This is a genomic window from Pulveribacter suum (assembly GCF_003013695.1).
GTDB lineage: Bacteria > Pseudomonadota > Gammaproteobacteria > Burkholderiales > Burkholderiaceae_C > Melaminivora > Melaminivora suum.
In genome coordinates, this window is sequence record NZ_CP027792.1 from 3,297,472 (window position 1) to 3,320,625 (window position 23,154).

General features: G+C 65.4%; 32 protein-coding genes. 3 read left to right on the plus strand and 29 right to left on the minus strand.

The annotated features are described in order from the left end of the window. Nucleotides 1-6: 6 nt before the first annotated feature. The 13 genes from C7H73_RS15140 to C7H73_RS15200 all read right to left on the minus strand — a co-directional run bounded on the left by C7H73_RS15140 (nucleotide 7) and on the right by C7H73_RS15200 (nucleotide 12,871). Nucleotides 7-447 (minus strand): rhodanese-like domain-containing protein, encoded by a 441-nt coding sequence (locus C7H73_RS15140; protein ID WP_106847418.1) that lies wholly within the window; start codon nucleotides 445-447, stop codon nucleotides 7-9. Between the two features lie 23 nt (nucleotides 448-470). Next, on the minus strand, nucleotides 471-1,358 hold the full coding sequence (locus C7H73_RS15145) for a M48 family metallopeptidase (RefSeq protein WP_106847419.1): 888 nt from the start codon (nucleotides 1,356-1,358) through the stop codon (nucleotides 471-473). Continuing rightward, a complete protein-coding gene (locus tag C7H73_RS15150) occupies nucleotides 1,355-2,101 on the minus strand; it encodes a lysophospholipid acyltransferase family protein (protein WP_106847420.1) in 747 nt (248 codons plus the stop codon). The genes C7H73_RS15145 and C7H73_RS15150 overlap by 4 nt, the downstream gene beginning before the upstream one ends. Nucleotides 2,102-2,170: 69 nt before the next feature. Then, nucleotides 2,171-2,764: a D-glycero-alpha-D-manno-heptose-1,7-bisphosphate 7-phosphatase gene (locus C7H73_RS15155; protein ID WP_106847421.1), complete on the minus strand. Its 594-nt coding sequence runs from the start codon at nucleotides 2,762-2,764 to the stop codon at nucleotides 2,171-2,173. 8 nt (nucleotides 2,765-2,772) lie between these two features. Continuing rightward, entirely contained in the window at nucleotides 2,773-3,423 is a 651-nt protein-coding gene (locus C7H73_RS15160; RefSeq protein ID WP_106847422.1) for a hypothetical protein, read from the minus strand. Then, a complete protein-coding gene (glyS, locus tag C7H73_RS15165; protein WP_106847423.1) occupies nucleotides 3,420-5,594 on the minus strand; it encodes a glycine--tRNA ligase subunit beta in 2,175 nt (724 codons plus the stop codon). Before glyS ends, C7H73_RS15160 begins: the two co-directional genes overlap by 4 nt. A 105-nt stretch (nucleotides 5,595-5,699) precedes the next feature. Then, nucleotides 5,700-6,653, minus strand: coding sequence for a glycine--tRNA ligase subunit alpha (gene glyQ / locus C7H73_RS15170; RefSeq protein WP_106847424.1), 954 nt, complete (start codon nucleotides 6,651-6,653; stop codon nucleotides 5,700-5,702). A gap of 129 nt (nucleotides 6,654-6,782) precedes the next feature. Continuing rightward, nucleotides 6,783-7,190, minus strand: a complete 408-nt coding sequence (locus C7H73_RS15175) for a type II toxin-antitoxin system PemK/MazF family toxin (protein WP_106847425.1) — start codon at nucleotides 7,188-7,190, stop codon at nucleotides 6,783-6,785. Then, nucleotides 7,184-7,441: an AbrB/MazE/SpoVT family DNA-binding domain-containing protein gene (locus tag C7H73_RS15180; RefSeq protein WP_106847426.1), complete on the minus strand. Its 258-nt coding sequence runs from the start codon at nucleotides 7,439-7,441 to the stop codon at nucleotides 7,184-7,186. The genes C7H73_RS15175 and C7H73_RS15180 overlap by 7 nt, the downstream gene beginning before the upstream one ends. Nucleotides 7,442-7,587: 146 nt before the next feature. Beyond that, nucleotides 7,588-8,985 (minus strand): dihydrolipoyl dehydrogenase, encoded by a 1,398-nt coding sequence (gene lpdA / locus C7H73_RS15185; RefSeq protein ID WP_106847427.1) that lies wholly within the window; start codon nucleotides 8,983-8,985, stop codon nucleotides 7,588-7,590. Nucleotides 8,986-9,160: 175 nt separating this feature from the next. Further along, a complete protein-coding gene (locus C7H73_RS15190) occupies nucleotides 9,161-10,498 on the minus strand; it encodes a dihydrolipoamide acetyltransferase family protein (protein ID WP_106847428.1) in 1,338 nt (445 codons plus the stop codon). Between the two features lies 1 nt (nucleotide 10,499). Beyond that, the gene (locus C7H73_RS15195) at nucleotides 10,500-11,510 is read right to left on the minus strand and encodes an alpha-ketoacid dehydrogenase subunit beta (RefSeq protein WP_106847711.1); all 1,011 of its coding nucleotides are present in this window, start codon (nucleotides 11,508-11,510) and stop codon (nucleotides 10,500-10,502) included. 122 nt (nucleotides 11,511-11,632) lie between these two features. Beyond that, nucleotides 11,633-12,871, minus strand: a complete 1,239-nt coding sequence (locus C7H73_RS15200) for a 3-methyl-2-oxobutanoate dehydrogenase (2-methylpropanoyl-transferring) subunit alpha (protein WP_106847429.1) — start codon at nucleotides 12,869-12,871, stop codon at nucleotides 11,633-11,635. A 996-nt stretch (nucleotides 12,872-13,867) separates the two neighbouring features. Between C7H73_RS15200 and C7H73_RS15205 the strand changes: the two genes are divergently transcribed. Beyond that, nucleotides 13,868-14,230 (plus strand): hypothetical protein, encoded by a 363-nt coding sequence (locus C7H73_RS15205; RefSeq protein WP_106847712.1) that lies wholly within the window; start codon nucleotides 13,868-13,870, stop codon nucleotides 14,228-14,230. A gap of 96 nt (nucleotides 14,231-14,326) precedes the next feature. On the opposite strand, the gene C7H73_RS15210 is transcribed toward C7H73_RS15205, so the two are convergent. The 5 genes from C7H73_RS15210 to C7H73_RS15230 form a co-directional block, all read right to left on the minus strand. Continuing rightward, complete coding sequence (locus C7H73_RS15210; RefSeq protein WP_106847430.1) at nucleotides 14,327-14,938, minus strand: glutathione peroxidase; 612 nt, start codon at nucleotides 14,936-14,938, stop codon at nucleotides 14,327-14,329. 224 nt (nucleotides 14,939-15,162) lie between these two features. Then, a complete protein-coding gene (locus C7H73_RS15215) occupies nucleotides 15,163-15,894 on the minus strand; it encodes a class I SAM-dependent methyltransferase (protein ID WP_106847431.1) in 732 nt (243 codons plus the stop codon). A 292-nt stretch (nucleotides 15,895-16,186) separates the two neighbouring features. Beyond that, entirely contained in the window at nucleotides 16,187-16,600 is a 414-nt protein-coding gene (locus C7H73_RS15220) for a PaaI family thioesterase (protein WP_106847432.1), read from the minus strand. Between the two features lie 100 nt (nucleotides 16,601-16,700). Then, a complete protein-coding gene (locus C7H73_RS15225) occupies nucleotides 16,701-17,009 on the minus strand; it encodes a putative quinol monooxygenase (RefSeq protein WP_106847433.1) in 309 nt (102 codons plus the stop codon). A gap of 159 nt (nucleotides 17,010-17,168) precedes the next feature. Further along, complete coding sequence (locus tag C7H73_RS15230) at nucleotides 17,169-17,585, minus strand: OsmC family protein (protein ID WP_106847434.1); 417 nt, start codon at nucleotides 17,583-17,585, stop codon at nucleotides 17,169-17,171. A 372-nt stretch (nucleotides 17,586-17,957) separates the two neighbouring features. Here C7H73_RS15230 and C7H73_RS15590 point away from each other — a divergent pair, with 372 nt between their 5' ends. Beyond that, nucleotides 17,958-18,131 carry a hypothetical protein gene (locus C7H73_RS15590; protein ID WP_157948361.1) on the plus strand — a complete coding sequence of 58 codons (174 nt, stop codon included), beginning with the start codon at nucleotides 17,958-17,960 and terminating at the stop codon, nucleotides 18,129-18,131. 363 nt (nucleotides 18,132-18,494) lie between these two features. Here the strand turns inward: C7H73_RS15590 and C7H73_RS15235 are convergent, their stop codons facing one another. From C7H73_RS15235 to C7H73_RS15265, 11 genes are all read right to left on the minus strand, one after another. After that, nucleotides 18,495-18,740 (minus strand): DUF1010 domain-containing protein, encoded by a 246-nt coding sequence (locus tag C7H73_RS15235; RefSeq protein WP_106847435.1) that lies wholly within the window; start codon nucleotides 18,738-18,740, stop codon nucleotides 18,495-18,497. Nucleotides 18,741-18,756: 16 nt separating this feature from the next. Further along, entirely contained in the window at nucleotides 18,757-18,831 is a 75-nt protein-coding gene (locus tag C7H73_RS15925) for a DUF1010 domain-containing protein (protein ID WP_405124796.1), read from the minus strand. After that, nucleotides 18,809-19,186 (minus strand): TIGR04086 family membrane protein, encoded by a 378-nt coding sequence (locus C7H73_RS15930; RefSeq protein WP_106847436.1) that lies wholly within the window; start codon nucleotides 19,184-19,186, stop codon nucleotides 18,809-18,811. Before C7H73_RS15930 ends, C7H73_RS15925 begins: the two co-directional genes overlap by 23 nt. Before the next feature lie 20 nt (nucleotides 19,187-19,206). Beyond that, nucleotides 19,207-19,452 (minus strand): DUF1010 domain-containing protein, encoded by a 246-nt coding sequence (locus C7H73_RS15245; protein WP_106847713.1) that lies wholly within the window; start codon nucleotides 19,450-19,452, stop codon nucleotides 19,207-19,209. Nucleotides 19,453-19,468: 16 nt separating this feature from the next. Beyond that, nucleotides 19,469-19,759, minus strand: coding sequence for a DUF1010 domain-containing protein (locus C7H73_RS15250; RefSeq protein WP_106847437.1), 291 nt, complete (start codon nucleotides 19,757-19,759; stop codon nucleotides 19,469-19,471). Between the two features lie 78 nt (nucleotides 19,760-19,837). After that, the gene (locus C7H73_RS15595; protein WP_157948363.1) at nucleotides 19,838-20,119 is read right to left on the minus strand and encodes a hypothetical protein; all 282 of its coding nucleotides are present in this window, start codon (nucleotides 20,117-20,119) and stop codon (nucleotides 19,838-19,840) included. 18 nt (nucleotides 20,120-20,137) lie between these two features. Beyond that, nucleotides 20,138-20,227: a DUF1010 domain-containing protein gene (locus C7H73_RS15935; protein ID WP_405124770.1), complete on the minus strand. Its 90-nt coding sequence runs from the start codon at nucleotides 20,225-20,227 to the stop codon at nucleotides 20,138-20,140. A gap of 39 nt (nucleotides 20,228-20,266) precedes the next feature. Then, nucleotides 20,267-20,800 (minus strand): hypothetical protein, encoded by a 534-nt coding sequence (locus C7H73_RS15600; protein ID WP_157948364.1) that lies wholly within the window; start codon nucleotides 20,798-20,800, stop codon nucleotides 20,267-20,269. A gap of 38 nt (nucleotides 20,801-20,838) precedes the next feature. Next, nucleotides 20,839-21,129, minus strand: coding sequence for a DUF1010 domain-containing protein (locus tag C7H73_RS15255; RefSeq protein WP_106847438.1), 291 nt, complete (start codon nucleotides 21,127-21,129; stop codon nucleotides 20,839-20,841). A 41-nt stretch (nucleotides 21,130-21,170) separates the two neighbouring features. Beyond that, on the minus strand, nucleotides 21,171-21,611 hold the full coding sequence (locus C7H73_RS15260; RefSeq protein ID WP_106847439.1) for a hypothetical protein: 441 nt from the start codon (nucleotides 21,609-21,611) through the stop codon (nucleotides 21,171-21,173). A gap of 5 nt (nucleotides 21,612-21,616) precedes the next feature. Further along, nucleotides 21,617-21,829, minus strand: coding sequence for a DUF1010 domain-containing protein (locus tag C7H73_RS15265; protein ID WP_227001367.1), 213 nt, complete (start codon nucleotides 21,827-21,829; stop codon nucleotides 21,617-21,619). Nucleotides 21,830-22,061: 232 nt separating this feature from the next. On the opposite strand from C7H73_RS15265, the gene C7H73_RS15270 reads away from it, so the two are divergent. Next, entirely contained in the window at nucleotides 22,062-22,994 is a 933-nt protein-coding gene (locus tag C7H73_RS15270) for an integron integrase (RefSeq protein WP_450088427.1), read from the plus strand. Nucleotides 22,995-23,154: the final 160 nt, after the last annotated feature.

The window sequence follows — 23,154 nt, forward strand, 5'->3', positions numbered from 1 at the left end:
GGAGCGTCAGCCCTGCTTCCAGGGCAGGCCGCGCAGGCGCCAGCCGCCCTTGCGGCCCCGCTGGCCGCGCTCGTCGGCGTCGCCCTCGAAGCCCTCCAGGATGCTGTAGGCGCGCAGGCCCAGCTCGGTGGCGCGGCGCGCGGCGGCAATGGAGCGCACGCCGCTGCGGCACAGCAGCAGCACCTGGCCGCCCGCCGGCACGGCGGCGCGCAGCTCGTCGCCAAAGCGCTCGTTCAGGGCCATGCCCGGCCACTGCTTCCACGCCACCGGCACGGCGCCGGGCACGGCGCCCACCCATTCGCGCTCGGCGTCGGTGCGCACGTCCACCAGCACCGCCTGGCCGGACTGCGCCCATTGCCAGGCCAGGTGCGGGTTGACGTCGCCGGCGTAGCCCTGGGCGGGCACGGGTTGCTCGGGCAGCGGGGGCAGTGCAGGGGTACCGGTCATGGGCGCATTGTGCCCAGGCCGCCCTACTGCCAGGGCGGTGTGGGCTCGTCGCGCAGGCGCTGGCGCAGCGCGGCGTAGTCGGGCACTACGGTGGCCACGGTGTCCCAAAAGCGTGGGCTGTGGTCCATGACGCGCAGGTGCGCCAGCTCGTGCGCCACCACGTAGTCGATGACGGCGGGCGAGAAATGCATCAGCCGCCAGTTCAGCCGGATGGAGCCGTCGGCGCGGGCGCTGCCCCAGCGCGACTGGGCGCTGGACAGGGCCAGCCGCGTCCAGCGCACCTGCAGCAGCGGGGCGAAATGCTCCAGGCGCGCCGTGAAGTGGGCGCGCGCCTGGCGCATCAGCCAGGCCTGCACGGCGTCGCGCACCTGCTCGGGCGTGGCGCTGCGCGCCAGCGGCACATGCAGCGTGGCGGGCGCTCCGCCCTCGCCCGCGGGCGCCAGCTGGGCGCCGCGGTGGGCGCCATCCAGCACCACGGTCAGGGGCGCGCCCAGGTAGGGCAGACGGGCGCCGTCGCCCCAGGCAACGCGGGCGCCCTCCAGGCGGCGCTGGTAGTCGCGCTGCTCGGCCAGCTTGCGCACGACCCAGCCGGCCTTGGCCTGCAGGGCCGACTCGATGGCGCCGATACTGGCGCTGCCCGGGGCGCGCACCGACAGCCCGTCACCATCCACGCGAAAGCCGATGCTGCGCCGGCGCGCGCGCTGCAGCCGATAGTCCACCGCCACGCCCTGCAGGGCGATGCGCCGGTTGGCCTGGGGGTGGCGCAGGGCGGCGCCGGCCTGCGGCGCTTCTGTTTCGATAGCTGTCAGCGCTTGATGGGCGGGCGCTACGGCCGGTTTTGGCTGCAAGTCGATGGCCTCCCACAGGTCCAGCGCCAGCTGCACCAGGGCGCCGCGCGCGGGGCCGCTCATGGCTGCGCGGGGTAGGCCTCGGGGTCCAGGCGGCGCATTTCGGATTCGATCCAGGCCTGCACCTCGGCCATCAGCTCTTCGGGCTTGCGGCCTTCGGTGGGGATGGGCCGGCCCACGGACACCTGCACCACGCCGGGCCGCTTGACGAAGGCCTTGGCCGGCCACACGCGCGCCGAGGTCACGGCCACCGGCACCACCGGCACGCCGGCGCTGATGGCCAGGCGCGTGCCGCCACTCTTGTACTCGCCCTGCTGGCCGCGCGGGATGCGCGTGCCCTCGGGGAACATGATGACCCAGGTGCCCTGCGCCAGCAGCCGCCGGCCCTGCTGCAGCACGCGGGCAAAGGCCCGCGTGGGCTGGCCGCGGTCGATGTGGATCATGTCCAGGCTGCCGATGGACCAGCCGAAGAAGGGCACGCGCAGCAGCTCTTTCTTGAACACGTAGGCCAGCGGGCGCGGCATGAGCGAGGGCATGAGGAAGGTCTCGTACGTGGACTGGTGCTTGACCAGCAGCACCGCCCCGCCCGCGCCCAGGGCCTGCAGCCCCTCCATGCCCTGCACCTCGGTGCGTATGCCCACCAGCCAGCGCGCCGCGTCGATGCACAGCGTGAGCCAGGCCCGCGCCACGCGGTAGGCCGGGCCGCTGCGACCCGAGAAGAGCCGGGCCAGCAGCACGCCCAGGGTGTAGGGAACGACGGTGACGACCATCACCAGCAGGTGCAGGAGGGAGCGGAGGAAGGCCATGGCGTGTCGGCTGCTTTCAGGTGTTTTTGGCCTCCAGCCCTTGCGGCGCAAGCGCTGGAAGCTATTAATTTAAGAGCAAAGAGAAGGGGCAGGCGCCGCCGGTGCGCTGCCGCCCTGCCCGGCCAGCAGGTCCACCACGTCCTGCAGGCTGGCGTGGGTCCGGGTGGCGGCCGGCCAGCCGGGCGGCAGCGGCGCGTGCGGCTGCAGGTGGGCCGAGCGGCCGGTGCATACCAGGTGCAGCTGCGCGCCCAGGTCCTGCGCGGCCTGCAGGTGCGACAGGCAGCTGCCGATGACGGCGATCTCGCCGCCCTCCAGCGCACAGCGCTCGCGGATCTGCAGCATCAGCCCGGGCGCGGGCTTGCGGCAGGCGCAGTCCTCGCCCTCGGCGTGCGGGCAGTAGAAGACCGCGTCGATGCGCCCGCCCAGCGCGCCCAGCTCGCGGTGCATGCGCGCGTGGATAGCCACCAGCGTCTGCGTGTCGAACACGCCGCCGCCCAGCCCCGGCTGGTTGGTGGCCACCACCACGTGCCAGCCGGCCTGGTTCAGCCGGGCCACGGCCTCCAGCGCGCCCGGCAGGGGCTGCCATTCGGCGGCAGAGGCAATAAGGCCGCCGGCCCCCAGGGCGTTGAGGGTGCCGTCGCGGTCCAGGATGGCGAGCTTCATGCGCCGGATTATTCCCTGCCCGCGCCGCTGGCCGGCGCCTGCGGGTTTGCCGCCGTCTGCCAGCCGGTGGCGTAGCGCCCCCACCAGCGCCCGCGCGACCACTGCAGCGCCAGGGCCTGGCCAGGCACCAGGCGGGCGGCGGCCGGGTCGTCGGCCAGCAGCTGCTGCGGGCCGGCCGCGCCGGGCAGCTGCAGCACCAGCAGCGTGCCGCCCGGCCCACGGGCGCTGGGCGCCACGGCGCGGCTGCCCAGCACGCTGGCGGCCAGCGGCTGGGGCTGCGGCGCCAGGCCGCGCAGGTTCATGAAGTGCAGCAACTGGGCCACGCAGGCGGCCAGCGCCGCGGCGACCCACAGTGCCGCCAGCAAGCCGCCCAGCGCCCGCGTGCCCCAGCGGCGGCGCACGGCGCGCAGCACGAGCAGCGCCGCGGCCAGCGCCAGCAGCGCCAGGCCGGCGGTGGGCAGCCAGGCCCACGGATCCTGCGCGCCGGCGAAGGGCGACAGCGGCCAGGCGGAGGTCGGCTCGGCCCGGTCCTGCAACCAGCCCAGCACCCAGCGCAGCCCCACCACGGCCGCCAGCGGCGCAAAGGCCAGCCAGGAGGCGGTCCGGGACGGGCGGGCGGCAGCGGCGGTGTCGGGGCGCGCGGCCGGCGGCGGCGTCACACGGCCAGGCGGGACAGGTCGGCCACGCGGTTCATGGCCTGGTGCAGGCGCTTGAGCAGGCCCTGGCGGTTCAGGCGCACGGCCAGGTCGTCGGTGTTGACCATGACGTCGTCGAAGAAGGCGTCCACCGGCGCGCGCAGCACGGCCAGGGTCTGCAGGCTGGCGGTGTAGTCACCGCGGTCGAACTGGGCATCGGCCTCGGGCACGAAGCGCTTGAGTGCGGCGTACAGGTCGCGTTCGGCCTGCTCCTGCAGCAGCCCTTCGTTGACGTGCGGGTCCACGGCGCCTTCGGCCTCGGCCTTCTTCAGGATGTTGGCCACGCGCTTGTTGGCCGCTGCCAGGGCGGGCGCCTCGGCCAGCGCGCTGAAGGCGCGCACGGCCTCCAGCTGGCGCGGCACCAGGGCCAGGCGCGCCGGGCGCAGGGCGATGACCGCGTCCACCTCCTGGGCGCTGTAGCCCTGCTCGCGCAGGGAGCCGGCCAGGCGGTCATAGATGAAGTCCGCCAGCAGCGCGTTGCCGCCGGCGTCGATCAGCGCGCCGAAGGCCGGCTGGCTGGCGGCCAGCAGCGCGGGCAAGTCCAAGGGCAACTCGCGCTCGGTCAGCATGCGGATCACGCCCAGCGCGTGGCGGCGCAGCGCGAACGGGTCGCGGTCGCCCGTGGGCAGGTTGCCGATGCCGAACATGCCGACCAGCGTCTCCAGCTTGTCGGCCAGGGCCACGACCAGGCCGACGTTCTCGCGCGGCAGCTCGTCGCCGGCAAAGCGCGGCTTGTAGTGGTCCTCGATGGCGTGGGCCACTTCGTCCGGCAGGCCGTCGCCCACGGCGTAGTAGCTGCCCATGACGCCCTGCAGCTCGGGGAACTCGCCCACCATGTCGGTGACGAGATCGGCCTTGGCCAGCAGCGCGGCGTTGTCCACGCAGGTCAGCAGCCAGTCCTGCGCGATCTCCGCATCCTGCGTGCCGTCGATCTGGTGCTGCTGCGCCAGGGCCGGGAACAGCTGCGTGGCGATCGCCCGCGCGATGGACCGCACGCGCTGCACGCGCTCACCCTGCGTGCCCAGCTTGTTGTGATAGACCACCTTAGCCAGCTGCTCCACGCGGCTGGCCAGGGGCTTCTTGCGGTCCTGGTCGAAGAAGAATTTGGCGTCCGCCAGGCGCGGGCGCACCACGCGCTCGTTGCCCTGGATGACGGCGCTGGCGTCTTGCGGGCTGATGTTGCTCACCACCAGGAAGCGGTGCGTCAGGCGCCCGGCCTCGTCCAGCAGCGGAAAGTACTTCTGGTTGGCCTTCATGGTCAGGATCAGGCACTCCTGCGGCACGGCCAGGAATTCCTCCTCGAAGGCGCAGACCAGCACGTTGGGACGCTCGACCAGGGCCGTCACCTCGTCCAGCAGCGCTTCGTCCTCGATGGGCCGCACGCCGCCACCCACTTGGGCCGCGGCGGCAGCCAGCTGGCGCGCGATCTCGGCGCGGCGCTCGGCAAAGCTGGCGATCACGGCGCCTTCGTCGCGCAATTGCTGCGCATAGCTGTCGGCATCACGCAGGGCGATGGACTCGGCCTGCGCCTCGAAGCGGTGGCCGTGCGTATCGCGCCCTGCCGTCAGGCCCAGCGCCTGCACTCCCTGCACCACGTCGCCGCCGTGCAGCGCCACCAGGCCATGCGCCGGGCGCACGAAATGCACGCTGCTCCAGCCATCAGCCAGCTGGTAGCGCATGACCTTGGGGATGGGCAGCCTGGCAAGCGTTTCGTCCAGCGCCTTTTGCAGACCTTCGGCCAGTGTGGCGCCCCGCACCATGCTCTCGTGGTACAGCACCTCGGCCTTGCCGTCGTTGACGCGCTTGAGGCTGTCCAGCGCTGCGGCGTCCAGCCCCAGCGCGGCCAGCTTCTTCAACAGCGCCGGCGTGGCCTGGCCCTGCGCGTCCAGGCCCACCGTCACGGGCATGAGCTTGTGCGACACGGGCTTGTCCGGCGCGGTGGCCAGCACCTGGGTGACGTGGGCGGCCAGGCGCCGGGGCGAGGCATAGGCCGTGGCGCGCGAGCCCGCGCCCGCCAGGCCCTGGGCCGCCAGCTGCTCGTGCAGCACGCCGGCAAAGGCGTCGCCCAGCTTTTGCAGCGCCTTCGGGGGCAGCTCTTCCACGAACAGTTCAACAAGCAGGTTGGGTGCGGTCATGACGAAAAATTGATAGCTGCTCGCGCTTGCCTGGCAAGGGCTGGAGGCTGTTTTTGTGAGAAAAATCGGTGAAGGCTCTGCTGCTGCTGCTGCTGCAGGCAGGCGTCAGGCGGCCTTCTTTTGCTGCTGCTCGGCCTGGCGGGCGAGTTCGGCCAGCACCTCGTCGGCATGCGCGCGCGGGGCCATGGGAAAGCCCAGGCGGGCGCGGCTGTCCAGGTAGCTCTTGGCCACGGCGCGGGCCAGGTTGCGGATGCGGCCGATATAGGCGGCCCGCTCGGTCACCGAGATGGCGCCGCGGGCGTCCAGCAGGTTGAAGGTGTGGGCGGCTTTCAGCACCTGCTCGTAGGCCGGCAGGGCCAGCTGCTCGGCCACCAGGTGCTGGGCCTGCTTTTCGTGTGCGGCAAACGCCGTGAACAGGAAGTCGGCGTCGGAATGCTCGAAGTTGTAGGTGGACTGCTCCACCTCGTTTTGGTGATAGACGTCGCCGTAGGTCAGCTTGGTGCCGTCGGGGCTTTCCGTCCAAGTCAGGTTGTAGACGTTGTCCACGCCCTGCAGGTACATGGCCAGGCGCTCCAGGCCGTAGGTGATCTCGCCCGTGGCGGGCTTGCAGTCGATGCCGCCGACCTGCTGGAAGTAGGTGAACTGCGTGACCTCCATGCCGTTGAGCCACACCTCCCACCCCAGGCCCCAGGCGCCCAGCGTGGGGTTCTCCCAGTCGTCCTCGACGAAGCGGATGTCGTTCTTTTTCAGGTCGAAGCCGAGCGTTTGCAGGCTGCCCAAATACAGCTCCAGGATGTTGGCCGGCGCGGGCTTCAAGACCACCTGGTACTGGTAGTAGTGCTGCAGGCGGTTGGGGTTGTCGCCGTAGCGCCCGTCCTTGGGCCGGCGGCTGGGCTGCACATAGGCGGCGCGCCAGGGCTCGGGACCGATGGAGCGCAGGAAGGTGGCGGTGTGCGAGGTGCCGGCTCCCACTTCCATGTCGTAGGGCTGCAGGAGCGCGCAGCCCTGTTCGGCCCAGTAGGACTGCAGTTTCAGGATGATCTGTTGGAAGGTCAGCATGGCGGGGGAGTCGATGGAGAGGGCGCACGGCTGGGCGTGCGCGAACCGACCATTTTAGGCGCTGGCGTTTTCCCTCTTGCCTGGCAGCTGCAGAGCTGCCGCCCAAAGCTCAAGCGCGCGGCGACAGCGTCACCGCCCCAGCTCCACGATCTGGTTGAGCCGCGCGCAGCACTCGGCAAACAGGCCGTCGGCCAGCCGCTTCAAGGGATGCGCCGCCGCCTGGCGCGCGCGCCAGTCGAAGGACTTGGGCTGGTGGCACAGGACATAGCTGACTTTGCCCACTTTCCGGCCGCCTGCCTGCCCCACCGCGACGGCGAAGGGGTTGTCGGCGTTGTATTCGGCGGTGGTCATGGGCAGGCCGATGACGAGCGAAGTGCGGTCGTTGAAGACACGGGGCGAGAGCACCAGGAGGGGATGCAGATCGCGCATCTCGCGCCCGGCCTGCGGAGTGCAATTGATCCAGATGATGTCCTGCCGCTCAGGCATCCAGGGTTGCTGGCGGCGCGCGGCAGGCTTGGCCGCCTTGGAGGTCACCATTTTTCAGCGCCCACGGGCTCGACTGCCATGGCTTCTGCGCCGTGGCGCGCGGGGTCGAACTGCGCCAGGCGCTGCGCGAGCGTGGGGGCGGCGTTGGGTAAAGGGGTGATGGTGATGCCCTCGTCGTTCACCGTCACGCGCACCATTTGCTCGGCCTGCAGCTGCGCGGCACGGGCCACGTTGCCGGGCAGGCGCACGCCCAGGTTGTTGCCCCATTTCTTGATGCCGACGATGGCTTGCGCGTTGCTCATGGCTAGCCCCAGTTGTTTAAACAATGTATAGACATTGTACTTCCACGGCGAAACCAGCAAGAAATTGAAAATTGGGGGTCAGATTCCAATTTCGCTGCAAATTGGAATCTGACCCCAATCAAAGGCCCGATGGCTGATGCTGCCGCTCAAATATGCAGCGCCTGCCCCAACGCGCGCAGCGCGGCCTCCTGCACCGCCTCGCCCAGCGTCGGGTGGGCGTGGATGGTGTGGGCCACGTCCTCCAGCCGCGCGCCCATCTCGATGGACTGGCCAAAGGCCGCCGCCAGCTCGGCCACGCCGCGGCCCACGGCCTGCCAGCCCAGGATCAGGTGGTTGTCCTTGCGCGCCACCACGCGCACGAAGCCGCCGGTGGCCTCCAGCGTCATGGCACGGCCGTTGGCGGCGAAGGGAAATGCGGCGTCGATGCACTCCAGCCCGGCGGCGCGCGCCTCGGCGGGGGTCTTGCCGACGACCACGACTTCGGGGTCGGTGAAGCACACTGCGGGAATGGCCATGGGCTCGAAGCGGCGGTTGTGCCCCGCGATCTGCTCGGCCACGCACTCGCCCTGGGCCATGGCGCGGTGCGCCAGCATGGGCTCGCCGGTCACGTCGCCAATCGCCCATACGCCGCGCATGGACGTGCGGCAGTGCGCGTCGATGACCACGTGGCGCCCGGTCATGTCCAGCTGCAGCGATTCCAGCCCGAAGCCTGTGGTGCGCGGGCGGCGGCCCACCGCCACCAGCACGCGGTCGGCCGGCAGGGCGAACTCGTCGGCGCGGGCGTTTCGCACGTGCACGCCGTGCTGCTCGTCCCAGCCCAGCACGCTGCAGCCCAGGTGCAGCACCACGCCGCTTTTCTTCAGCGATTCAAGCACCGGCTGCGTCAGCTCCTCGTCGTAGCTGGGCAGCACGCGCTGCGCGGCCTCGACCACCGTCACCTCCACGCCCAGCTTGCGGTAGGCGATGCCCAGCTCCAGCCCGATGTAGCCCGCGCCCACCACCACCAGGCGGCGCGGCAGCACGTCGGGCGACAGGGCGTCGGTGGACGACCAGATGGCCCCGCCGAACGGCATGCTGGGCAGCGCGACGGGTTCGGAGCCGGTGGCCAGCAGCAAGTGCTCGCAGCGCACGCGCTGCGCGGCCTGCCCATCTGCGCCGCGCACGGTGACGGTCTTGCCGTCCTCGATCTGCGCCCAGCCCTGCAGCACCTGCACGCCGGCCTTGCGCAGCAGGCCGCCGACGCCGCCCGTGAGGCGCTGCACGATGCCGTCCTTCCAGCGCACGGTCTGCGCCAGGTCCAGCGTCGGCTCGCCCGCGCGGATGCCCAGGGGCGAGCCGGTCGCGTGCTGGCGCGCCTGCTCGAACACCTCGGCCGCGTGGATCAGCGCCTTGGACGGGATGCAGCCGATGGTGAGACACGTGCCGCCCAGGCGTTCGCCCTCCACCAGCACCGTGGGAATGCCGAGCTGCCCGGCGCGGATGGCGGCCACGTAGCCGCCAGGGCCGCCACCGATGACCAGCAGCTTCGTTGAGAGTTCTTTCATATCAATTGCTCTATCGCGCTGTGCGCCGCCCGCAGACCGTAAACCGCAAAGGAGCCGATGGCCGCGGAGCAGGCCAAGCCAGCGGACGCCGTGGAGCGGGCTTTGCCCGGCCACTGGCGTCGTTCCCCTTGAGGGGGAAGGCGCCGCAGGCGACTCAGGGGGTGTTTCATGTCATTCACTCGACGAACAGCAGCGCCGGGGTTTCCAGCAGCGCACGCATGGCCTGGATGAAGCGCGCCGCGTCCATGCCGTCGACCACGCGGTGGTCGAACGACGAGGACAGGTTCATCAGCTGGCGCGCAACCACGTGGCCGCCCTGGAACATCGGCCGCTCCACCATCCGGTTGACGCCGACGATGGCGACCTCCGGGTGGTTGATGACCGGCGTGCTGGCGATGCCGCCGAGCGCCCCGAGGCTGGTCAACGTGATGGTCGAGCCCGAGAGCTCGTCGCGCGCGGCCTTGCCGGTGCGCGCCCCTTCGGCCACGCGGGCTATTGACGCAGCGCTCTGCCACAGGTCCAGGCTTTCGGCGTGGCGCAGCACGGGCACCATCAGGCCGCCGTCGGTCTGCGTCGCCACGCCCAGGTGCACCGCCTCGTAGCGCGTGACCACGCCCGCGTCGTCGTCGTAGCGGGCGTTGATCTGCGGAAAGTCGCGCAGGGCCAGCACCATGGCACGCGCCAGGAAGGGCAGCAGCGTGAGCTTGCCGCGCGTGGCGCCGTGCAGCTGGTTCAGCCGCTGGCGCAGGGCCTCCAGCTCGGTCACGTCGATCTCCTCGACGTAGCTGAAATGCGGGATGCGGCGCTTGGCCTCCTGCATCTTCTGCGCGATCTTGCGGCGCAGGCCGATGACGGGGATCTGCTCCTCGCCGTGGCGCTCCACGTACTGCGAGCGGCCCTGGGCGGCGGGCTGGCCGGCGCTGGCGGCCCAAGCATCCAGGTCTTCGTGCGAGATGCGGCCGGCCGGGCCGCTGCCGTGCACGTAGCGCAGGTCGATGCCCCGCTCCTGCGCGGCGCGGCGCACCGCGGGCGAGGCCAGCGGGCGCTCGCCAGCGCTGCGCGCCACGGCGGCAGGCGCGGTGCGTGCGGCGCCGCGCGCACCGCCAGCCGCCGGCGCCGGCGCCTCGCGCGGCGCGGCGGGCGCGGGCGCCGGAGCGGCAGCAGGCGCTGGGGCCGGCGCTGCCGCAGCGGGCGCATTTGCTACTGAATTGATAGCTGCTGGCGCTTGACTGGCAAGCGCTGAGGCCGAATTTTCCTTCAAATTCCCTTCGCCCTCGACCTCCAGCCGCACCAGCTCGGCGCCCACGGCCAGCACCTGGCCCACGGCGCCGCCCAGGGCCAGCACCTTGCCCGGCACGTGCGCCGGGATCTCCACCGTCGCCTTGTCGGTCATCACGTCGGCGATCGGCTGGTCCTCGGCCACCACGTCGCCCGGCTGCACGTGCCAGGCCACCAGCTCCACCTCGGCAATGCCCTCGCCGATGTCGGGCATGCGGATCACGTAAATACCCATGTCATGCCTCCTTGCCGACAGCGCGTTTCAAGGCCGCGCCCACGCGGGCGGGGCCGGGGAAGTAGTCCCATTCCTGGGCGTGCGGGTAGGGCGTGTCCCAGCCCGTGACGCGCTCGATGGGCGCCTCCAGGTGCCAGAAGCACTCCTCCTGCACCAGCGCCACCAGCTCGGCGCCAAAGCCGCTGGTGCGCGTGGCCTCGTGCACCACGACGCAGCGGCCGGTCTTCTTGACCGAATTGACTACTGTGTCCAGGTCCAGCGGCCAGATGGAGCGCAGGTCGATGACCTCGGCGTCCACACCGGCCTCGCGCGCGGCGCACTCGGCCACCCAGACCATGGTGCCGTAGGTCAGCACCGTCACCTCCTTGCCGGGGCGGAAGACCACGGCCCTGTCCAGTGGCACGCGGTAGTAGCCCTCGGGCACCATGCCCAGCGCGTGCTTCGACCAGGGCACCACCGGCCGGTCGTGGTGGCCGTCGAACGGGCCGTTATAGAGGCGCTTGGGCTCCAGGAAGATGACCGGGTCTTCGCACTCGATGGAGGCAATCAAGAGGCCCTTGGCGTCGTACGGGTTGCTGGGCATCACCGTGCGCAGGCCGCAGACGTGGGTGAAGAACGCCTCGGGGCTCTGGCTGTGCGTCTGCCCGCCGTAGATGCCGCCGCCGCAGGGCATGCGAATCGTCATGGCCGAGGTGAAGTCGCCGTTGGAGCGGTGCCGCATGCGCGCCGCCTCTGACACGATCTGGTCGGTGGCCGGGTAGAAGTAGTCGGCAAACTGGATCTCGACCACGGGTTTGAGCCCATAGGCCGCCATGCCGATGGCCGTGCCGACGATGCCGCCCTCGGAGATCGGCGCGTCGAAGCAGCGCGTCTTGCCGTACTTGGCCTGCAGGCCTTCGGTGACGCGGAACACGCCGCCGAAGTAGCCCACGTCCTGGCCATAGACGATGACGTTGTCGTCGCGCTCCATCATCACGTCCATGGCCGAGCGCAGCGACTGGATCATGGTCATGGGCACGCGGGCAGCGTCGGGCGCCTGCGCCTCGGCGCGCTGCTCATCGCGCTTTTGCTGCTGCGCGGTGATGGGCTCGGCCTGCTGGATGGCCCTTGCGGTGTCTTCTGTCGTGGCCATGGTCAAACCCCCATCTGCTGGCGCTGCCGGCGCAGGTGCTCCGGCATCTCGTGATAGACCCCCTCAAAGATGGTCGCGGCGCTGGCGGCGCGGCCCTCCAGCAGGGTGCCGTGGCGCTCGGCCTCGCGCTCGGCGGCCAGCACCTCGGCTTCCAGCTCCTTGTGCGCGGCGGCGTGCTGCTCTTCCGTCCATTCGCCGATGGCGATCAGGTGCTGTTTCAGGCGCGCGATCGGGTCACCCAGCGGGAAGCGCTGCCAGTCATCGGCCGGCCGGTACTTGCTCGGGTCGTCCGACGTGGAGTGCGGGCCGGCGCGGTAGGTCTCCCACTCGATCAGCGTCGGGCCGTGGTTCGTGCGGGCGCGCTCGGCTGCCCAGCGGGACGCCGCGTACACGGCCAGAAAGTCGTTGCCATCCACGCGCAGCGAGGCAATGCCCACGCCCACGCCGCGCTGCGCGAACGTGGTGCCCTCGCCGCCGGCAATCGACTGGAAGGTGGAAATCGCCCACTGGTTGTTGACCACGTTGATGATGACCGGCGCGCGGTACACATGGGCGAAGGTGAGCGCGGTGTGGAAGTCGGCCGCGGCGGTGGCGCCGTCGCCGATCCAGGCCGACGCAATCTTCGTATCGCCCTTGATGGCCGAGGCCATGGCCCAGCCCACCGCCTGGATGACCTGCGTGGCCAGGTTGCCCGAGATGGAGAAGAAGCCCGCGCGCTTGTACGAGTACATGACGGGCAGCTGCCGGCCCTTGAGCGGGTCGCCCTCGTTGCTCATGAGCTGACAGATCAGTTCGCTCATGGGCACGTCGTCGCGTGACAGCAGCAGGCCCTGCTGGCGGTAGGTGGGAAAGCACATGTCGCCCTCGGCCAGCGCCTGCGCATGCGCCACGGCCACCGCCTCCTCGCCCAGGCACTGCATGTAGAACGACAGCTTCTTCTTGCGCTGCGCCATCAGCATGCGGGCGTCGAAGATGCGCGTCTTCATCATGGCGCGCAGGCCGCGGCGCAGGCGCTCGGGGTGAACGCTGGGCGCCCACGGGCCGACGGCGCGGCCCTCGTCGTCCAGCACGCGCACCAAGCTGGTCGCCAGGTCGGCCGTGTCGGCGGCGGGGGTGTCGGTGGGGGGCCTGCGCACCGCGCCGGCCGGCGAGGTGGAGAGGTAGGAAAAGTCGGTGCTGCAACCCGGTCGCCCAGTGGGCTCGGGCACATGCAGCCGCAGGGGGGCTGTGTGCGTGGTCATCCGCGGTCTCCTGGCGCGCGATTGTGTCGCGCGGTCGTTTCGGGACAAGGACAGGACTGGAGCGCCAGGTCGTGGCGCTCCAGTCCCATGAGCGCTGTGGCGCTGGAGCTGCATTCTAGAAGCGCTTCGGCCCAGGGCGATGGCGGCGATAGCACGCAGTTTCCCGGGCTGTGTGCGTGGATTTGTCGAAGAAGCCAGTCGAAGTAAAGGGTTTTCCCGGATCAGGCGCCGCTTGTGAGCCGCAGCCCCGATACATTGCGCGCGAAGCGGGTGAAACAAATCGCTACTGATCCACCCGAATTGCATTGATGGCCTTCCGTATCCGGCTGGCCATCCAAGGAACTCCGCGAATCCAAGGGAGGCTCGAACAGGAGTTGCACGCCGTGCTACCGCTACTGAATGACCAGGCACACCCAGGTGCCCGCCCGAAACGGCCCAGCCGCAGGGCAGGCGCAGCATGTCCGTCGGTGTTGCCGCACGAAGCGGTGCCGCCTGGAGGCTTTTGACATGCGCGTTCCTGCCGTAGCGGTCCTCGACCTGACATCGCGCATGGGCGCCTACGCGCTTGCGCAGTTGGGCGTCAGCGGCGCCGGCACCTACGGTGCCTGGGAGAACATGCCGCTGGGACGGGTGGGCGGCTCGCCGCAGATCAGCTGGTACCGTCCGGCCAGGGCTGCCGACCTGCCTGCCTTGGCCAGCGGCCCTGATGCGGTGGCCGTGCTGGTCGGCCCCGGCGTTTTGTCCATGCTGCCGGCCCTGCTGGCGCATGACGCCCTGCGCACGGCTGCGGCGATCTGGCTCCTGGTGCTGCCCAATGCCGTGATGGAGGACATGGAGATCTCCAGGCACATGGCCCAGCACCCGCGCCCGGACATTCACAAATACCAGTTGCCTGACAGCGACCCCAAGACGCTGTGGTTCGTGCTGATGGAGCAGCTCGGCAAGCTGAAGCGCGTCACCGACTATCTTGATCACGAACAGAAAACGGAAACCGACATGACCACAAACTTGAAGTCCTCGATGGATGCCGCCATGACCATCGACGGCGCACTGGCAGCCGCGCTGGTGGACTACCGCAGCGGCATGTGCCTGGCACAGGCAGGCGGCGGCATGAACCTGGACCTGGCCGCTGCCGGCAACACGCAGGTCGTTCGCGCCAAGCTCAAGACCATGGAGACCCTGGGCATCCGCAAGGGCATCGAAGACATCCTGATCACGCTGGCCGACCAGTACCACCTGATCCGCCTGGTGCCCAATGCCGATGGCCTGTTCCTGTACCTGGTGCTGGACCGCGCCAAGGGCAACCTGGCGCTGGCGCGCTACAAGCTGACCGACATCGAGCGCTCGCTCAAGGTCTGATCCGCAGCGCCTGCGTCTTCTTGGTGCGGTGAGGGGCCCTGCCTGCTCGGGCAGCGCCAGGCATCTGCCCCAAGGTGCGCCGCACGGAGCATCCGATCAGTGCTGCGCCAGCAGCGCCTCCAGCTGCTGCACAAACGCCCTGTCCTGGGGCTCGACCTTGCTGCCGTAGTGCGTGACCGAGCGGCCCGTGCGGTCGATCAAATACTTGTTGAAGTTCCAGCTCGGCTTCTGGCCGGTGGCCTGCGCCAGTTGCCGGTAGAGGGGATTGACGTCCGAGCCGCGCACCGCCGTGCGCGCGAACATCGGAAAGGCCACGCCGTAGGTGTTGTAGCAAAAATCCGCGATGTCCTTGTTGTCGCTTTTTTCCTGCAAAAAGTCGTTGGACGGAAAGCCCAGCACCACCAGGCCGCGGTCCTTGTACTTTTTGTAGAGCGCCTCCAGCCCCTCGTACTGGTAGGTGAAGCCGCAGTAGCTGGCGGTGTTGACCACCAGCAGCACCTTGCCGGCGTATTGGCACAGGGACTGCGGGCTTTCGTCCTGCAGGCGGGGGAAGGTGTGCTGCAGCAGGGCCGGGCAGTTGGCGGGCGCCGGCTGGGCCGCCCGGGTGGCAGGACTGGCGCCGGCAGCAGGCTGGGACGCGGCGGTCTGCGCCACTGCCGGCACGGTGGAGAACGCGGCGCACCACAGCGCCAGGGCACGGACAGACATGGACGGAGCCTCCTGCGGAAGATGGAAGGGGAAACGCGCCGATTGTGGTGCTGCCGGCGCACGGACGTCGGACGCGCCGGCAGCCACCCATCCGCCAGCCGGGTCGAAGGCGCTGCGGTCAGGCCTGGTGCGTTGCCGCCCTGCCCGCCCTGCCGCGCATCCGCCTGGACCGGCAGCAGGGCCGCCCGCCCGTCACGGTGCCTGCCGGGCGCCGCCACGACGCATCAGTCCGCCGGACCACCGCTCCAGCGGGACAGCCACCCACGGATCAGCCCTGCCTGAAAAAACGGCACCGGCGTGTCGAATCCGCCCGCCTGGATGATGCCCGCCACCTGGCCGGGCGGCAGCACCGCCACGTCGGTGGCATAAGCCTTGCGCATCCGCTCCATCGCCTCGGGCGACACGTCTGCCGCCACCATCATGTGCATCCAGGCGCGCAGCAGCACCTCGTATTCGGGCGAACGCACGTCGGACGCCAGATCGGTGCTGGCCAGGATGCCGCCGGGCCGCAGCCGCTGGCCGATCTGGCGAAAGAAGCCCGAGCGCACGGCAGGATCGACCATGAACTGCGACACCAGAAAGCAGGTGGCGGCGTCGAAGCTGTCGCCCTGCCCTGCCGCCGCCGTGGCGGGCGCCAGGGTGTCCAGATAGCCCTCGTGCAATACGCAGCGCTGCGCAAAGCCCTGCTGCTCCGCCAGATCGCGGCAGACCTGCAGCATGGCGCCGGACGGCTCGACCGCCGTGAAGCGCCAGCCCGGATGCTGGCGCGCCAAGTGCGCGAGCTCGGCCCCCGTGCCCACGCCGACGCACAGGATGCGTGCATCGGCCGGCAGCTCGGCAAAGGCCGCATCCAGCAGCAGGTGCAGGCACTCGCGGATGGGCTGCGTCTTGGCCCATTGCGTGTCATAGCTGGCGGCCTGCTGGTCAAAGAGTGCCTTGATGTCGTCCTGGTTCATGTGATGTTTGCTGCATGTGGGTGGTGGTGGGCGTGGCACCGCGCCAAGCTGATTGGCTGCCGTGCGAGAGCAGGAGCCGAGAGCTTGCGGCCTGGTCGGGCAACGGGTGCACAGCCCACGCTACCGGCGAACAGTGAAAAACCCTGAGCGTTTCCAATCTAATAGCCAACGACGCACCGCTGGCGGTACTCAGCGACCACGACAGTCCGCAACGGTCGAAACGGCAACAGGGGAAGCGTAGGGCCGCGTCGAAGCCTCAGAACAGAAAAGAGCGAGCACGGTCAGTGCCTGGTCAGGTTGGCAAGTCGACTTTGGCAATAGTCCCAAGCGCAACAGCGACCAACTTCTCTTCGCCCCCTTCATGGCAAAAGATTTGGCACTGGCACACAGCTTGGCGCTTACCTGACGAGACCACGGAAGCCCGTGCTGTCAACTTGGCACCAAGGGCAGGGCGCACGTAGTTGATTTTATATTCGGAAGTAACGCAATCGCCTAGGACCGAGCCCCCGGCATAGGTCAAGCAGTTATCCGCCAAGTAACTGACAACGCCACCATGGACGAAGCCATGTTGCTGCCTGTGGTGATTGTCGATTTTCATCACCAACTCGGCATTACCACGATCTAATATGGTCAGCTCGGCACCGAGCAATACGCTGAATGGTTGCTTCGCAAGAATCTCTTTCCCGAAATTCAATAATTCGCTCATAGATAGCTCAAATACATTGTGATGCTTTACCGAGGAAAACCGGAACGGCTTGGCCGATCGGACCTCTCACCGGCACGGAAAGTTGGCATTGTGAAAATGCCTACGGACAAACCAACCCAGTGACGTCGGTCGCATGTACCGATGCCACTAGCTGCGCGTTGAAGAAGGCCTGGGTGTGCGGGAGCTGCATATTCAGTTTGAATGCTTCGTCGTCGACGAAATGCTCCAGAAGAACAAATTGTTCGTCGTCAGAGATTGACTGAAGAAGAGTGAACTCAATGCAGCCCGGCTCTGCGCACGTAGCGGATTCAAGAACCTGAAGCGCGGTTCTCAATTCCGCCTGCCGCCCCGGTTTTGCCGTCAAGCGTACGAGTTTCTGAACGGGCACCTGATTCTTTGCCGTTGCCATCTTGTTTCCTAGGAATGATCGATCTGGCGATGGTGAAAGTGGAAGACGCCCGCGGCCGAGGCAAGCCTATTCGGTTTCGGCAAAGCGGTGGGGCGGTATTGCGACGGTCAACACCTGGGTCAAGCCGCATCACGAAGTGGCGTCCGCTTGGAGCAATTGTCAGGCAGCGGGCTCATCCCACGCCATCCTCTGCACGCTACAGCCCGACCTGAGCGTGTTGTGTACCTCCGCCAGACGGTCGGTTTCCGCCAGCAGGTGATCAATTTGCTCTGGCGTTGCCGACGACTCGACTCGGGCATGATAGACGACCGACTCCGAGCCGAGCCCGATGCCATTGAATCGCGCTGCGGCAACCACTTCGCAGCCGTTTACTTCAATGCCGATGCGGGCTCCCTCGCGGTATAGGTCGTTGCAGTAGCAGATTGCGAGCGCTGCGATAAGAAGCTTGCCGCCGTTCAGTAAACTACCGTGTGCGTTGGGCTTAGCTGCCACCTCGAATTGCTGCACGTTGCCCGCCGTGCAAACGCGTACGTCGTGTTCGCTCGCATGGTTACGAATGTACGCCGAAATCTCCATATGCAATGCTTCTACACAACCGGCCCACTGCCTGAAGTAAGGCAAGCCGCGCTGCGAAGCGGCGTCGGCTTGAATAAATTGTTAGGCGACATGTCTAGTCTCCACCGCCACCGTCAGATTGATCGGAATCCCCTACGCCGAACGACATCCAAGCGTCCTGCCGAACACTATTTATGACACCAAAGGCAAATATGAGGCACGCAACGCCGAGTATTCCATGAGTCTCAACGAGCAGCGCGAATCCAAAAACTGCAAGTCCGACCCCGACCAGGTACTGAAGCATGTGTGTGTCGCCTAACGTGCTAAATAAGCGGCGGCGTAGCCATCCGCATGATTAAAGGCTTACGTTTCACTGAATGATCTGCTACTAGAATGTTTGTAGAAGTATTCAATGACTTCGGACAGGTCGGTGCCAGCGCTGCCCCGAATGCCGGCGGCCTCTCCGTGCCCAAGCTCAGCGAGGACCCTGTGCAGCGGCACTATCTCAACACCATGACTTCGGATGAGCGCAAGTTCTTCGGGCTCTCGCACAACAGCATGAACTAAAACGTGCTTCCACATCTGCCCCGGCCAAGCCATCTCGCGTGCGGCTTGCTTGGCTGGTGAAGTGAATTTCTTCTTCACCCAAGCTGCTACGGCTGGAGCGAGATGCTCCTGCGAGCGAGCTTTCATGCTTGTTTTAGACTTTGCGAAACCATCAAGCGATTCGTTTGTTAGCGGAGCGATGTATCCAATTGGGCGGAAGCTCGCCTGTACCTCCACATGCCACGCCTCTAACGAATTGCCAGTCGGCCTCACTCCGAGTAGATCAATCTCCCCAACGCCGTGTTTTATGCCGCGGACTGTAAAGAACCCCTTTCGGTTCAGCCACTCATCGACCAAAGACTCTGCTAGAAGCGCCATAAAGACCTAACGGCCAAGGTAAGCCGCCCGCTGTAGGCGGGTCGGCTTGAACGCAGGGTTAGACCCGAAGGCCAAAAGGACGAGCCCGGACCTGAAGAAGGGTGCAGCCCACGAGAAGGCGCTGGGCCACGAAAGCGGCGCAGCGCTGCAAGAATGATAGCTAGTGGCGCTTGCTACACAAGCGCTAGAGGCTGAAAAGGCTTGAAAACCTTTGGAGCAGGGCCGAGTGCTGGAACAAGTGGCTGCGTGCATAAAGCGGGTGATGGGACTAACGGGTGAGGTAAGCCGACCGCAGAATGCGGGTCGGCTTGAGCGCAGGGTTAGACCGAGAGTGTGATAGCAAACCAAGCTTTCATGCGTGTGCCTGCTGCGCCACCCGCGAGGCCGGAAAAGATGCTAACTAGGGCTGGGGGAAACACTGAGGCGGAGATAGGCACTGGTGGGGATATACAGAAATAGAGGGCTATGGCGACAACGATGTTGATAAGACCAATGCCTAGCCCTAGCAGCAAGCTATGACTTCTAGAGAATGTGCCGACCAAAAAAGCGCCGATAAATACCGATGCAAATATTGAAAGTAGAAAAACTGTTGGAAAAATTTTTGCGAGAAGTACATCAATTAAAACCATGATGATGCTTCCCAAGCTGATCGCTGCTAGCTTACTTAGACTACCTATATTTCGCCGCAATTCGAGCATAGAAGTTCTTGTTGAATAGGCTAACGGCCAAGGTAAGCCGCCCGCTGTAGGCGGGTCGGCTTGAACGCAGGGTTAGACCCGAAGGCCAAAAGGACGAGCCCGGACCTGAAGAAGGGTGCAGCCCACGAGAAGGCGCTGGGCCACGAAAGCGGCGCAGCGCTGCAAGAATGATAGCTAGTGGCGCTTGCTACACAAGCGCTAGAGGCTGAAAAGGCTTGAAAACCTTTGGAGCAGGGCCGAGTCCTGGAACAAGTGGCTGCGTGCATAAAGCGGGTGATGGGACTAACGGCCAAGGTAAGCGGCCCGCAGAATGCGGGTCCGCTTGAGCGCAGAGTTAGACCCAGAAGCCAAAACGGGAAACCCCAGCTTGACGACGTGCGCAACCCGCAAAAAAGCACTGCGCCACGGAAGCGGCACAGGGCTTGCAAAATGATAGCTGCTAGCGCAAGCTGTGCAAGCGCTAGAGGCCAAAAAGGCTTGAAACTGGCGCAGTGCCCCAAGGCGAAGCCCAGCACGCAGCAAAACACCCAGCGGATAAACGCTTGCAAAAGTGAATGCGGGTAAAAAAAGCATGGGCTAAATAAAGCGATTACTGAGTAGGCTAACGGTTGAGTTCAGCCGCCGCCGTAAGCGGTCGACTGCGACGAAGTGTTAGACACGCGCGGTTTTGGCAACTGCAAGAATATATGAGGCGTGATAGCTAATGGCCTGATATGTTCCAGGTGTCCATTCGTTAGTTTCTGCCAGCAATGCCAGTACACGCTCAGTTTTTTCACTATTTGCCGTGCGCCGCTTGCCCGATGATTCTGGAGTGAAATAAACCGTGTTGCCTTCTACTTCAACATGAAATGGCTTACTTCTTGTTCCTGTATAGAGAACTTTGCCCTTCAAAGAACGGCAGTGGCTACGAAAGGAGTCAAACGTTTTCAGCATACGATTTTCGGAATGGGACTAACGAACAAGGTAAGCCGCCCGCCGAAGGCGGGTCGGCTTGAGCGCACAGTTAGGCGCTGGATCCATTGCAGTTGTGTTTCGCTTCATTGGTGCTCTACACGCTATTGATCGTTGGGCTTTGGGCTTCTATGCATCACTCTGGAGAGCTGACCACCGTTCGTTTGGACTGAAACCCAAAGTTGTGTAGGTGGACACATGTAGCGCGACGAGGGCAAGAACAAATGGGTGCGTGCCGCTAGTTGCGAGCTTTTCATACTCCTGTCCGATTTCTGAGCCGTCTTTGGTAACTCCAATCTCTACTGCGACAAAAACTGAAAATTCAACTATCTTTTCTTTAAGGTCTTTTGGTTCAAAGTTGTGCGCGAGTAAGTTGCGCAACGTATTTAGCTTTTTGAGACCTGACCAACCCCACCAGTCTTCTTTGCTATATCGATGAAAGGCGCGACATAGCGCTAATAGCTGAGCAAAGCCGAGGCGAGCGTCGCTGAGCGCCTCGCTTCGAAAGGATTGCTTCTCGATAAACCGATAGAGAACCTCCTCAGCGAGAAGATGCGACTTGAGTACCAAATAAGTCGGGTCTTCCGTCGAAGGCTTTAGCAAGCGAAGAAGTCGCTCCAAATGCTGTGCATCTTGCTCAGGAAGGAGTCGGGGCGTAGACATGTTGGACTAGCAAGCTGGGATACATTTCGCAGAAGGGCCTAACGCCGAAAGTAAGCCGCCCGCCGAAGGCGGGTCGGCTTGACTGCCCGGTTAGACCCAGAAGCCAAAACGGGAAGCCCCAAATTGACGACGGGCGCGAACTGCGAAAAAGCACTACGCCACGGAGGCGGCGCAACGCTTGTAAAATGATAGCTAATGGCGCTTGCTGCACAAGCGCTAGAGGCCAAAAAGACTGAAAACCAGCGCAGCGCCTCCAGGCGAAGCCCGGAGAAACAGCAAACCCAGCGCTGAATAACGCTTGAGAAGGGAAATGCCGTTTTGAAAAGCATGGCCTGAATAAAGCGATTATTTGACGGGACTAACTTCGGAGTTAAGCGGCGCCGTGAGGCGTCCGCTTGGACGAACTGTTAGGTGTGCTGCTCGAGACGCAGAGTGCTTTGAAGAGAGCGGCGTGGTCTTTGTCCAGTTTTCCGTCTAAGACCCATATATCGATTTGGTTGTGCGTGAAATCGGGCTCGGCCAGTTGGATTTGGCGAATTGTCTCTCTGAACAGGTCTTGCCCAAAAGCGTCGGTCTTGGCCATGAGCTCTAAGACTTGCGTGTTCAAATTCTGAGCGTGCGCCTGCTTGTATGCGCCGAGACCGGCCTGTGCGATGCCTGTTACGTTATTAGCCTTCGAATAGATGTACCAGGCTTGCGAGCGAACGTACTCTTCGAGTTTCTTCTTCTCGCGCGTTTGATAGACGGCATACACGAGACTGATCACCGCGAGAACAATTCCAATGATGCCGAGAATGTCTGAGAAGTTCATAGTGCCTAACGGACAAGGTAAGCGGCCCGCAGAATGCGGGTCCGCTTGAGCGCAGAGTTAGACACAGAAGCCAAAAAGGGGACCCCCAACTTGACGACGGGTGCAAACCGCGAAAAAGCATTGCGCCACGAAGGCGGCGCAATGCTTGCAAAACGATAGCTGGTGGCGCTTACTGCGCAAGCGCTAGAGGCCAAAAAGGCCCGAAACTGGCGCAGCACCCAAGGGCGAAGCCCGTCACGCAGCAAAACACCCAGCCGATTAACGCTTGAGAAGGTGAATGAATACCGGTGAATAAAGCATGGGCTTGAATAACGCGATTTCTGAGCGGGCTAACTAGAATTAGACGAACCTCAAGGTTCGTTTTGGCGAACGATAACAACGGACTCGACCCGCAGTCCTCCTCGTAAACACGGTCTTGCCAACCATTTAGGCAAACCTAAAAATTTGCGGATGGTTGCCGACACTGCCACATCGTCCGAAACCTCGGGTTCATCCGCCCAGGCGCCTAAGCTTCTGGACCGTATGCTTACTCACCTGCGTACGCGTCACTACGTCATTCGCACTGAGCAGGCATACCTGGACTGGGCGCGACGTTTCATCTTGTATCACAACAAGCGCCATCCGCAAGAAATGGGCGCGCCCGAGGTGGAGGCGTTTTTGAGCCATCTTGCCGTAGATCGACAGGTATCGGCATCGACACAGAACCAGGCCAAGGCGGCGACCCTGTATCTCTACAAGCAGGTTTTGGCGATCGATCTTCCCTGGCTCGACGAGGTGGTGCAAGCGAAACGGCCGCAGCGGCTCTCGGTCGTACTGACGACCAGCGAGGTGCGCGCGCTGCTGATGAACATGGATAATGGGACGATGGGTTTGATTGCCCGTCTGCTCTACGGCACAGGCATGCGATTGATGGAGGCGCTGCGCCTGCGCGTGAAGGATGTGGAGTTCACACGGCGCGAGGTCGTGATCCGGGAGGGCAAGGGCGGCAAAGACCGGGTAACGGTATTGCCAGAAAACTTGATCGAGCCACTGCAGGCACAACTGCACAAGGCACAAGCACTGCATCAGAAAGACTTGGCCGCCGGGTTGGGCCGGGTACACCTGCCTCATGCCCTAGCAGTGAAATATCCGAATGCCGACAAAGCTTGGGCCTGGCAGTGGGTGTTTCCGTCTCCAGCGTGCTCCATGGACCCGCGCCCGGATGCGCGCACAAGCGAGCTGCTGGAGCAGCGTCACCATGTTTATCCCGAATCGGTGCAGCGCACAGTGCGTGAAGCGTCGAAAATGGCGCAGATCGACAAACCGGTTTCACCGCATTTGCTGCGCCATTCGTTTGCCACGCATTTGCTGCAAGCAGGTTATGACAATCGCACGGTGCAGTAATTGCTGGGCCATGCCGACGTCAGCACGACCATGATTTACACGCACGTGCTGAACAAGGGCTGACGCGCCATTTTGAGTCCGCTGGATGCGTTATAAAAAATGCATGGATGCCGGGCATGAAAAAAGCCGCTTCTTGCGGAAGCGGCTTTTCAAGCGCAAA

Coding starts and splice junctions, on each gene's coding strand:
- C7H73_RS15205 (WP_106847712.1), top strand. CDS start 13,868: ATGACCACAAACTTGAAGTCCTCGATGGATGCCGCCATGACCATCGAC.
- C7H73_RS15260 (WP_106847439.1), bottom strand. CDS start 21,611: ATGAACTTCTCAGACATTCTCGGCATCATTGGAATTGTTCTCGCGGTG.
- C7H73_RS15250 (WP_106847437.1), bottom strand. CDS start 19,759: ATGCTTTTTTTACCCGCATTCACTTTTGCAAGCGTTTATCCGCTGGGT.
- C7H73_RS15175 (WP_106847425.1), bottom strand. CDS start 7,190: ATGGTGACCTCCAAGGCGGCCAAGCCTGCCGCGCGCCGCCAGCAACCC.
- glyQ (WP_106847424.1), bottom strand. CDS start 6,653: ATGCTGACCTTCCAACAGATCATCCTGAAACTGCAGTCCTACTGGGCC.
- C7H73_RS15150 (WP_106847420.1), bottom strand. CDS start 2,101: ATGGCCTTCCTCCGCTCCCTCCTGCACCTGCTGGTGATGGTCGTCACC.
- C7H73_RS15245 (WP_106847713.1), bottom strand. CDS start 19,452: ATGCACGCAGCCACTTGTTCCAGGACTCGGCCCTGCTCCAAAGGTTTT.
- C7H73_RS15230 (WP_106847434.1), bottom strand. CDS start 17,585: ATGGAGATTTCGGCGTACATTCGTAACCATGCGAGCGAACACGACGTA.
- C7H73_RS15145 (WP_106847419.1), bottom strand. CDS start 1,358: ATGAGCGGCCCCGCGCGCGGCGCCCTGGTGCAGCTGGCGCTGGACCTG.
- C7H73_RS15935 (WP_405124770.1), bottom strand. CDS start 20,227: ATGAAGCGAAACACAACTGCAATGGATCCAGCGCCTAACTGTGCGCTC.
- C7H73_RS15155 (WP_106847421.1), bottom strand. CDS start 2,764: ATGAAGCTCGCCATCCTGGACCGCGACGGCACCCTCAACGCCCTGGGG.
- C7H73_RS15220 (WP_106847432.1), bottom strand. CDS start 16,600: ATGAGCGAATTATTGAATTTCGGGAAAGAGATTCTTGCGAAGCAACCA.
- C7H73_RS15255 (WP_106847438.1), bottom strand. CDS start 21,129: ATGCTTTTCAAAACGGCATTTCCCTTCTCAAGCGTTATTCAGCGCTGG.
- C7H73_RS15215 (WP_106847431.1), bottom strand. CDS start 15,894: ATGAACCAGGACGACATCAAGGCACTCTTTGACCAGCAGGCCGCCAGC.
- C7H73_RS15195 (WP_106847711.1), bottom strand. CDS start 11,510: ATGACCATGATCCAGTCGCTGCGCTCGGCCATGGACGTGATGATGGAG.
- glyS (WP_106847423.1), bottom strand. CDS start 5,594: ATGACCGCACCCAACCTGCTTGTTGAACTGTTCGTGGAAGAGCTGCCC.
- C7H73_RS15595 (WP_157948363.1), bottom strand. CDS start 20,119: ATGCTGAAAACGTTTGACTCCTTTCGTAGCCACTGCCGTTCTTTGAAG.
- C7H73_RS15235 (WP_106847435.1), bottom strand. CDS start 18,740: ATGCACGCAGCCACTTGTTCCAGCACTCGGCCCTGCTCCAAAGGTTTT.
- C7H73_RS15200 (WP_106847429.1), bottom strand. CDS start 12,871: ATGACCACGCACACAGCCCCCCTGCGGCTGCATGTGCCCGAGCCCACT.
- C7H73_RS15270 (WP_450088427.1), top strand. CDS start 22,062: ATGGTTGCCGACACTGCCACATCGTCCGAAACCTCGGGTTCATCCGCC.
- C7H73_RS15590 (WP_157948361.1), top strand. CDS start 17,958: ATGTTTGTAGAAGTATTCAATGACTTCGGACAGGTCGGTGCCAGCGCT.
- C7H73_RS15210 (WP_106847430.1), bottom strand. CDS start 14,938: ATGTCTGTCCGTGCCCTGGCGCTGTGGTGCGCCGCGTTCTCCACCGTG.
- C7H73_RS15225 (WP_106847433.1), bottom strand. CDS start 17,009: ATGGCAACGGCAAAGAATCAGGTGCCCGTTCAGAAACTCGTACGCTTG.
- C7H73_RS15140 (WP_106847418.1), bottom strand. CDS start 447: ATGACCGGTACCCCTGCACTGCCCCCGCTGCCCGAGCAACCCGTGCCC.
- C7H73_RS15930 (WP_106847436.1), bottom strand. CDS start 19,186: ATGCTCGAATTGCGGCGAAATATAGGTAGTCTAAGTAAGCTAGCAGCG.
- C7H73_RS15190 (WP_106847428.1), bottom strand. CDS start 10,498: ATGGGTATTTACGTGATCCGCATGCCCGACATCGGCGAGGGCATTGCC.
- C7H73_RS15180 (WP_106847426.1), bottom strand. CDS start 7,441: ATGAGCAACGCGCAAGCCATCGTCGGCATCAAGAAATGGGGCAACAAC.
- C7H73_RS15600 (WP_157948364.1), bottom strand. CDS start 20,800: ATGTCTACGCCCCGACTCCTTCCTGAGCAAGATGCACAGCATTTGGAG.
- lpdA (WP_106847427.1), bottom strand. CDS start 8,985: ATGAAAGAACTCTCAACGAAGCTGCTGGTCATCGGTGGCGGCCCTGGC.